Annotated in this window: 4 protein-coding genes; 2 read left to right on the top strand and 2 right to left on the bottom strand. The window is 44.8% G+C overall.

The genetic code is table 11. The features are described from left to right. Window positions 1–80: 80 nt before the first annotated feature. Complete coding sequence (locus tag I2F54_RS10665; protein WP_009122510.1) at window positions 81–782, bottom strand: Crp/Fnr family transcriptional regulator; 702 nt, start codon at window positions 780–782, stop codon at window positions 81–83. Between the two features lie 208 nt (window positions 783–990). Beyond that, a complete protein-coding gene (locus I2F54_RS10660) occupies window positions 991–3,180 on the bottom strand; it encodes a glutamine synthetase III family protein (protein WP_195501160.1) in 2,190 nt (729 codons plus the stop codon). A gap of 191 nt (window positions 3,181–3,371) precedes the next feature. Between I2F54_RS10660 and I2F54_RS10655 the strand changes: the two genes are divergently transcribed. Beyond that, window positions 3,372–5,669: a DUF5686 family protein gene (locus I2F54_RS10655; protein WP_181986660.1), complete on the top strand. Its 2,298-nt coding sequence runs from the start codon at window positions 3,372–3,374 to the stop codon at window positions 5,667–5,669. Between the two features lie 58 nt (window positions 5,670–5,727). Continuing rightward, window positions 5,728–6,555 carry a type II pantothenate kinase gene (coaW, locus tag I2F54_RS10650; protein WP_009122507.1) on the top strand — a complete coding sequence of 276 codons (828 nt, stop codon included), beginning with the start codon at window positions 5,728–5,730 and terminating at the stop codon, window positions 6,553–6,555. Window positions 6,556–6,610 lie beyond the last annotated feature (55 nt).

Here is a 6,610-nt window from a genome sequence, read left to right as displayed (position 1 = left end):
TAGGCTGCGCGGTATTCGTTATATAACATTTATACCGCGCAGCCTATTTTTTAATTTTTAATTCTCAATTCTCAATTTCCTCACCCTATTTTACTTATCTTCTTCAACTTCTCTTCATCGATAATTTTGATTTTTCTTCCGTCAATGGTGATTAGGCGTTCCGTGGCGAATTGTGAGAGGGTACGGATGGCATTGGATGTTGTCATGTTGGAAAGGTTGGCTAAATCTTCACGGGACAGGTAGATACTCAAAGTAGAACCGTCCTCTTCCAAGCCGTAACTTTCTTTCAAGAAAATAAGTGATTCTGCCAAACGGCCGCGAATATGTTTTTGGGTGAGGTTCACAGTACGCTCATCAGCGATACCGAGGTCGATAGATAATTGTCTGATGAAGAACATTGCCAGTTCGTTGTTTTGTGATAGCAATGTCATAATGGCGGTCATGGGTATCAGACATACTAATGAAGGTTCGAATGCGCAAGCTGCGGTTACATAATCCGCTTTTGCGAAGTAGGGACGATATCCAAAGTATTCGGTGGGTTTAATCATGCGGATAATTTGGCTTCTTCCACCTACACCGTCTTTATAAATCTTGACTTTCCCGTTCAACAGACACATCAAGCAAGTGGGTGTCTCGCCCTCACAATGGATAATCTCGTTTTTCTTATAATTCTGGAGCGTAAAATGGTTAGCGAGAAACTCTCGCTGTTCTTCATTCAGGGGTGACCATATATCGGGAATCAACTCCGGAACATTAATATCGGATAAATTTACTTTTACCATAACTGCTGCAAAACTGTGTTGTACAGCACAAATGTAAAAAGAAAAAATTAAAAATGACACATTTGTATCAAAAAAGTGCAAGAAAGAGGGGAGGAATAATAAATTATGAATAGTGGATTATGAATGATGAATCGCCGTTCGGCATAGCAGTACGGCTGATTCATCATTCATAATTTATAATTCATTTAACGGCAAAGCCATCAAATTATCATTTAGTGAATAACAGCTCCCTGTATTTGGGTAACGGCCATATCTCGTCGTCTATTTCCATTTCAAGATTATCGATATGTTCACGGATACTTTCCAGATAAGGACGTACGGTTTCTTCGTATGCAAAGGCTTTGTCTTTGTAATTATCCATGTGGTTGGCGACTTTACGGGCTTCCGTCATCTCACGTACCTGCATTTTGATAGCGGTTACACGGTGGGAAATTTCACGTATCAGTTCCTTGCGGTCGGCACTAAGTATTTCATACTCTTCCGGAGTGAAAGTTTCGCGCAGTCCTCGTAAGTTTTCCAGCAAACGGTTTTGATAAATAACGGCAGTCGGTACGATGTGGTTAATGGCAAGGTCACCCAAGACACGGCTTTCAATCTGTACTTTCATCGTGTACTTCTCTAACTCTACTTCAAGGCGGCAAGCCAGTTCTGTTTCGTTGAAGATACGTTCGCCGATAAGTACGGAACGAGCCTGGTCGTCCATATAACGCATTAAGGCTTCCGGTACATGGCAGATATTAGTCAGTCCGCGGCTGGCGGCTTCCTGTTTCCATTGTTCGGAATAGCCGTCTCCCTCAAAACGAATGGGCTCCGAAGTGATGATTGTTTCTTTCAAAATACGGAAAATAGCTTCGTCTTTGCCAACTCCTTCTTCCATGAGTTTTTCAATGGATACTTTGAATTCGTTCAGCTGGTTGGCCATTGCTGCATTTATGGCAATCATGGCAGCGGCGCAGTTGGCCGACGAGCCGGCAGCACGGAATTCAAAACGATTACCCGTGAAAGCGAAAGGAGAGGTGCGGTTACGGTCTGTCGTATCTAATAGAATCTCAGGGATACGTCCGATACCCAGCTTTAAAGTAGTCTTTTCCTCGGCTGTCATCTTACTGTTGCTTACCTGGCGGGCTATCTCATCGAGGATGGAAGATAACTGCTTGCCCAAGAATATGGATAAAATAGCAGGAGGAGCTTCATTGGCGCCTAAGCGGTAGCTGTTCCCGGCGCTTGCAATGGACGCGCGGAGCAAATCCTGATTCTTGTATACCATCATCAGTACATTCACAAGGAATGTGAGAAATAGCATATTACCTTTCGGATTTTTCCCCGGAGCAAAAAGATTTATCCCCGTATCGGTGCAGAGCGACCAGTTGTTGTGTTTACCCGAACCATTCACGCCGCTGTATGGCTTTTCATGCAGCAGCACGGCAAAGTTGTGTTTGCGTGCAATGCGTTTCATCAAATCCATAACCAGCTGGTTGTGGTCGTTGGCAAGATTGGCGTTCTCAAAGATGGGAGCCAGTTCAAATTGGTTGGGAGCTACTTCGTTGTGGCGCGTCTTTACGGGAATGCCCAATTTGTGGCACTCAATTTCCAACTCTTTCATAAAGGCCGTAACACGCGGTGGAATGGAACCGAAATAGTGGTCTTCCAACTGTTGGTCTTTAGCGGAAGAGTGTCCCATCAGTGTACGCCCTGTCAGGCATAAGTCGGGGCGTGCGTTATAGAGGGCGGAATCAACGAGAAAGTATTCCTGTTCCCAGCCTAAATTGGTGTATACGCGTGTTATGTTTTTATCGAAAAGCTGGCAGACGTCCGTCGCGGCTTTATCCACCGCAGCGAGTGCTTTAAGCAAAGGAGTTTTATAATCCAACGCCTCACCTGTATAGGAAATGAAGATTGTTGGGATGCAGAGCGTAGTCTCCACGACGAAAGCCGGTGAAGAAACGTCCCATGCCGTATATCCGCGCGCTTCGAATGTGTTGCGGATACCGCCGTTGGGGAAAGAAGAAGCGTCCGGTTCCTGCTGGATGAGCAGCTTTCCGGAAAAACGTTCAATGACATCTCCGTCTTCTCCGAATTCGATGAAGCCGTCATGCTTTTCGGCTGTACCGTCTGTCAGGGGTTGGAACCAATGAGTGTAGTGGGTGACGTTCAGGGATTTAGCCCAGCTTTTCATACCATTAGCTATTAAATCAGCCATTTCCCGATTAATGGGAGTTCCTTTTTCGATAGCGTCTGTTACGGCTTTATAAGCTTCTTTAGGCAGATATTCCTGCATCTTTTTACGGTCAAAAACATGGCTGCCGTAGTAATCGGACAACTTGTTTGAAGGAGTAATGACTTCAAGAGGACGACGATTGGCGAGCTCTTGCAAAGCAAAAAATCTCATTTTTGACATACTTGTCTCTTCTTTTATTGATTGTTGGGCACAAAATTATATGTTTTTTCTGAATTACCCCCTATTAAAAAGGGGGTAATCTTGAATTTTTATATATTTTTTGGAGATATACCCCCTTGAAAAGAGGGGTATTCTTGAAAATATGCATTTCTGAAGAAATGGCGGTCCCGGAAAATGAAAATGGAATAAAGATGGAAGTTATTACTTTTTTTCTATATTTGTTCCCATATAAGAAGATATTGCGGTTGAAACATTTTATATGCATATGGATAGGAGCCTGTTTCCTGTGTGCAAGCTTGCAGAAGGCGGGTGCTACGGCTGTTCCCAAATCGTATGCGGGACAGAGGGCTTACGCGGATTCCATTATGGACAAGGTTATCTTTTTTGCGCCTTTTTATGAACGTATTGTCGATGAGTATAAGGCGGAACTCTATATAAAAGGATGGGCAAACATCCGTAAGAAGAATCATTTGCTCCGTTTTATCCCTTCCATGTTTCGTATGAAGAAAGGGGTGCGGGAGTATATGATGGAAACATACAGCGAACTGCATTATACCGCTCCCGATATTTACGACCAGAAAGTGACAGCCAGTGTGGGAACTTCTTCCGAACTTTGGGAGCTGGACGGTCGTTTGCTCGAATATTTCCACATAAATATTTATTCCTCCACTTTATTATATGATAAGTTGCTGTCTCCATTGGCTTCCAATGCGAAGAAATTCTATACTTACTATGTAGATTCCATAATGGGCGAAGTGCATAATCGGGAGTTCCGTATCCGGTTTATGCCGAAGAGCAAGAGCTTCCAACTTGTGGGTGGCTATATGATTGTCAGCGATAACGTGTGGAGCGTGCGGGAGATTCGTTTTTCCGGCCGTTCCGAAATGCTTCGCTTTAATAATCTGGTAAAAATGGGGCAGGTGGGAAGTGAGGACGAGTTTCTGCCTGTGCATTTTAATGTCGATGCCACTTTTCGTTTGCTCGGCAATGTGATAGACGGCAGTTATACGGCGGTGCTCGATTATAAAGATATTCATCAGAAAGATCCTGCTGTCGCAACTGGACGCAATCGGACAAAGAGTAAATACGACCTGTCCGAGTCCTATACTCTGCTGACAGACACCAACGCCTATCAACGTGATACAGCCTATTTCAACAAGCTGCGGCCTATTCCGCTGACTTCGCATGAGCAGAAGTTATACGAGGATTTCTTTTTGCGTCGTGATACGCTTCTCTATAAGAAGAAGCCCAAGAACAGGCGGCTGGAGTTCTGGGGGCAGATAGGAGATGCATTGGTCAGCAGGTATACGGTAGACCTTGCCAAGATGGGAAGCGTACGTTGTTCACCTCTTATCAATCCTTTGTTGTTGAGTTATAGTAAGAGCAATGGTTTCTCGTATCGTCAGGAGTTCAAATACAACCGTTTATTTGCGGGTGACCGTCTGTTGCGTGTAGTTCCAAAGCTGGGTTATAATTTCAAGCGGAAAGAGTTCTATTGGTCGGTCAACTCCGATTTCGATTACTGGCCTCGCAAGCGCGCCGCCCTGCACGTCAGTGTAGGTAATGGTAATCGTATTTACAGTAGTGATGTACTGGATGATTTGAAAGCTATTCCCGACAGCATCTTTGATTTTGACCAGATTCACCTGGACTATTTTAAGGACTTGTATTTGCATATACGCCATAGCTGGGAGATTGTTAACGGTTTGACTTTGGATGTAGGTCTTTCCTTGCACAAACGTACAGAAGTGGAACGTTCCAGATTCGTTCTTGTCTATCCCAATACTCCGAATGTCATGTCGGCAGGCACTTCATCGATTTACCCGGGATTTGACCCTTCGATTCTGAAGAAGTTCCGTCACAGTTATAACAGTTTCGCGCCTCGTGTACGTGTAACGTGGACTCCCGGTCAATATTATTATATGAGCGGTGACCGTAAAATCAATCTTCATTCCAAATATCCGACTGTCTCGGTAGACTGGGAGCGCGGCATCAGCGGAATTATGAACAGTACCGGAAAGTACGAACGTATTGAAGTGGATTTCCAGCACAATATTCCGTTGGGGTTGATGCGCGATATTTATTACCGGTTCGGTTGGGGAGCTTTTACGAATCAGAAAGAGCTCTATTTTGTGGATTTTGCCAATCTGGCACGTTCCAATCTTCCTGTCGGTTGGAATGATGAAATCGGCGGAGTATTCCAGTTGCTCGACGGACGTTGGTATAACTCGTCCCGCAAGTATATCCGCGGGCATTTTACGTACGAAGCTCCTTTCCTGTTACTTCGCCACCTGAAGAAATATACTCAATATGTGCTGAATGAGCGTTTGTACCTGAATGCTTTGGTCGTTCCTCATTTGAATCCTTATCTTGAAGTGGGATATGGCATCGGTACGCATATTTTCGATTTTGGTGTTTTTACGAGCTTTGCAAATTGGAAATATCAGGAAGTGGGCGTCAAGTTTACGTTTGAGTTGTTCAATAGGTAAGCCGGAATGGAAGATTATAGGAATTTATGCTTTATCTTTGTCGCAAAATTTTAAGACTATGGGAATCGTAATAGGCATAGACGTAGGTGGAAGTACCACTAAAATCGTTGGAATCAATAAAGGAAAGATACAGTCTCCGATGTTCATAACGGCGACCGATCCGGTGACTTCCCTGTTTGGCGCATTCGGTAAGTATATTTATGATAATGGAATCCGGCTGTCCGATGTAGAACAGGTGATGCTGACCGGTGTGGGCAGCGCCTTTGTGGACAGCCCGCTTTACGGACTTCCTACGCGTAAGACGGATGAGTTCATAGCCAATGGGCTGGGTGCGCGCCATGCTACGGATATAGACCGGTTGATTGTTGTCAGTATGGGTACGGGTACATCTTTTGTGAAAATCAACGGGGATGAAATCCAGCATATCGGTGGTATGGGTATTGGCGGCGGGACTTTGCAAGGACTTTCACGCCTGTTGCTCAAGACGCACGATATTCATCAAGTGGCCGATTTGGCTGCAAAAGGCGATGTGACCCGTGTCAATCTGCAAATCGGTGATATCTGTAACAACGCATTGCCCGATTTGCCCGTGTCCGCCACTGCCTCATTGTTCGGAAAAGCCGACAGTAACGCTTCGCAGGAAGACATAGCCTGTGGTATCATCTATACCGTGCTTCAAACCATAGGCGGTGCGGCTGTCCTTTCCGCTTTGAACAGTCCGGTGAAGGATTTTGTGTTGATAGGCAACCTTACCCAACTGCCGCAATGCAGGGAAGTGTTCCCGAAAATGGAAAGCATCTACCATGTCCGGTTTCATATCCCGCCTTATGCGGAATATCGTACGGCTATCGGAGCGGCTTTGGCATATATCAAAGAGAATTCCTGATATATATTAAGGTATAAATCTTTAGAAATCGGGCGTAAAGACCGGATATTTTCAG

The sequence above is a fragment of the Bacteroides clarus genome, from assembly GCF_015555825.1.
Taxonomy (GTDB): Bacteria; Bacteroidota; Bacteroidia; order Bacteroidales; family Bacteroidaceae; genus Bacteroides; species Bacteroides clarus.
The sequence above is the reverse complement of the archived record's forward strand: the minus strand, read 5'-3'. Positions and strand labels throughout refer to the sequence as shown.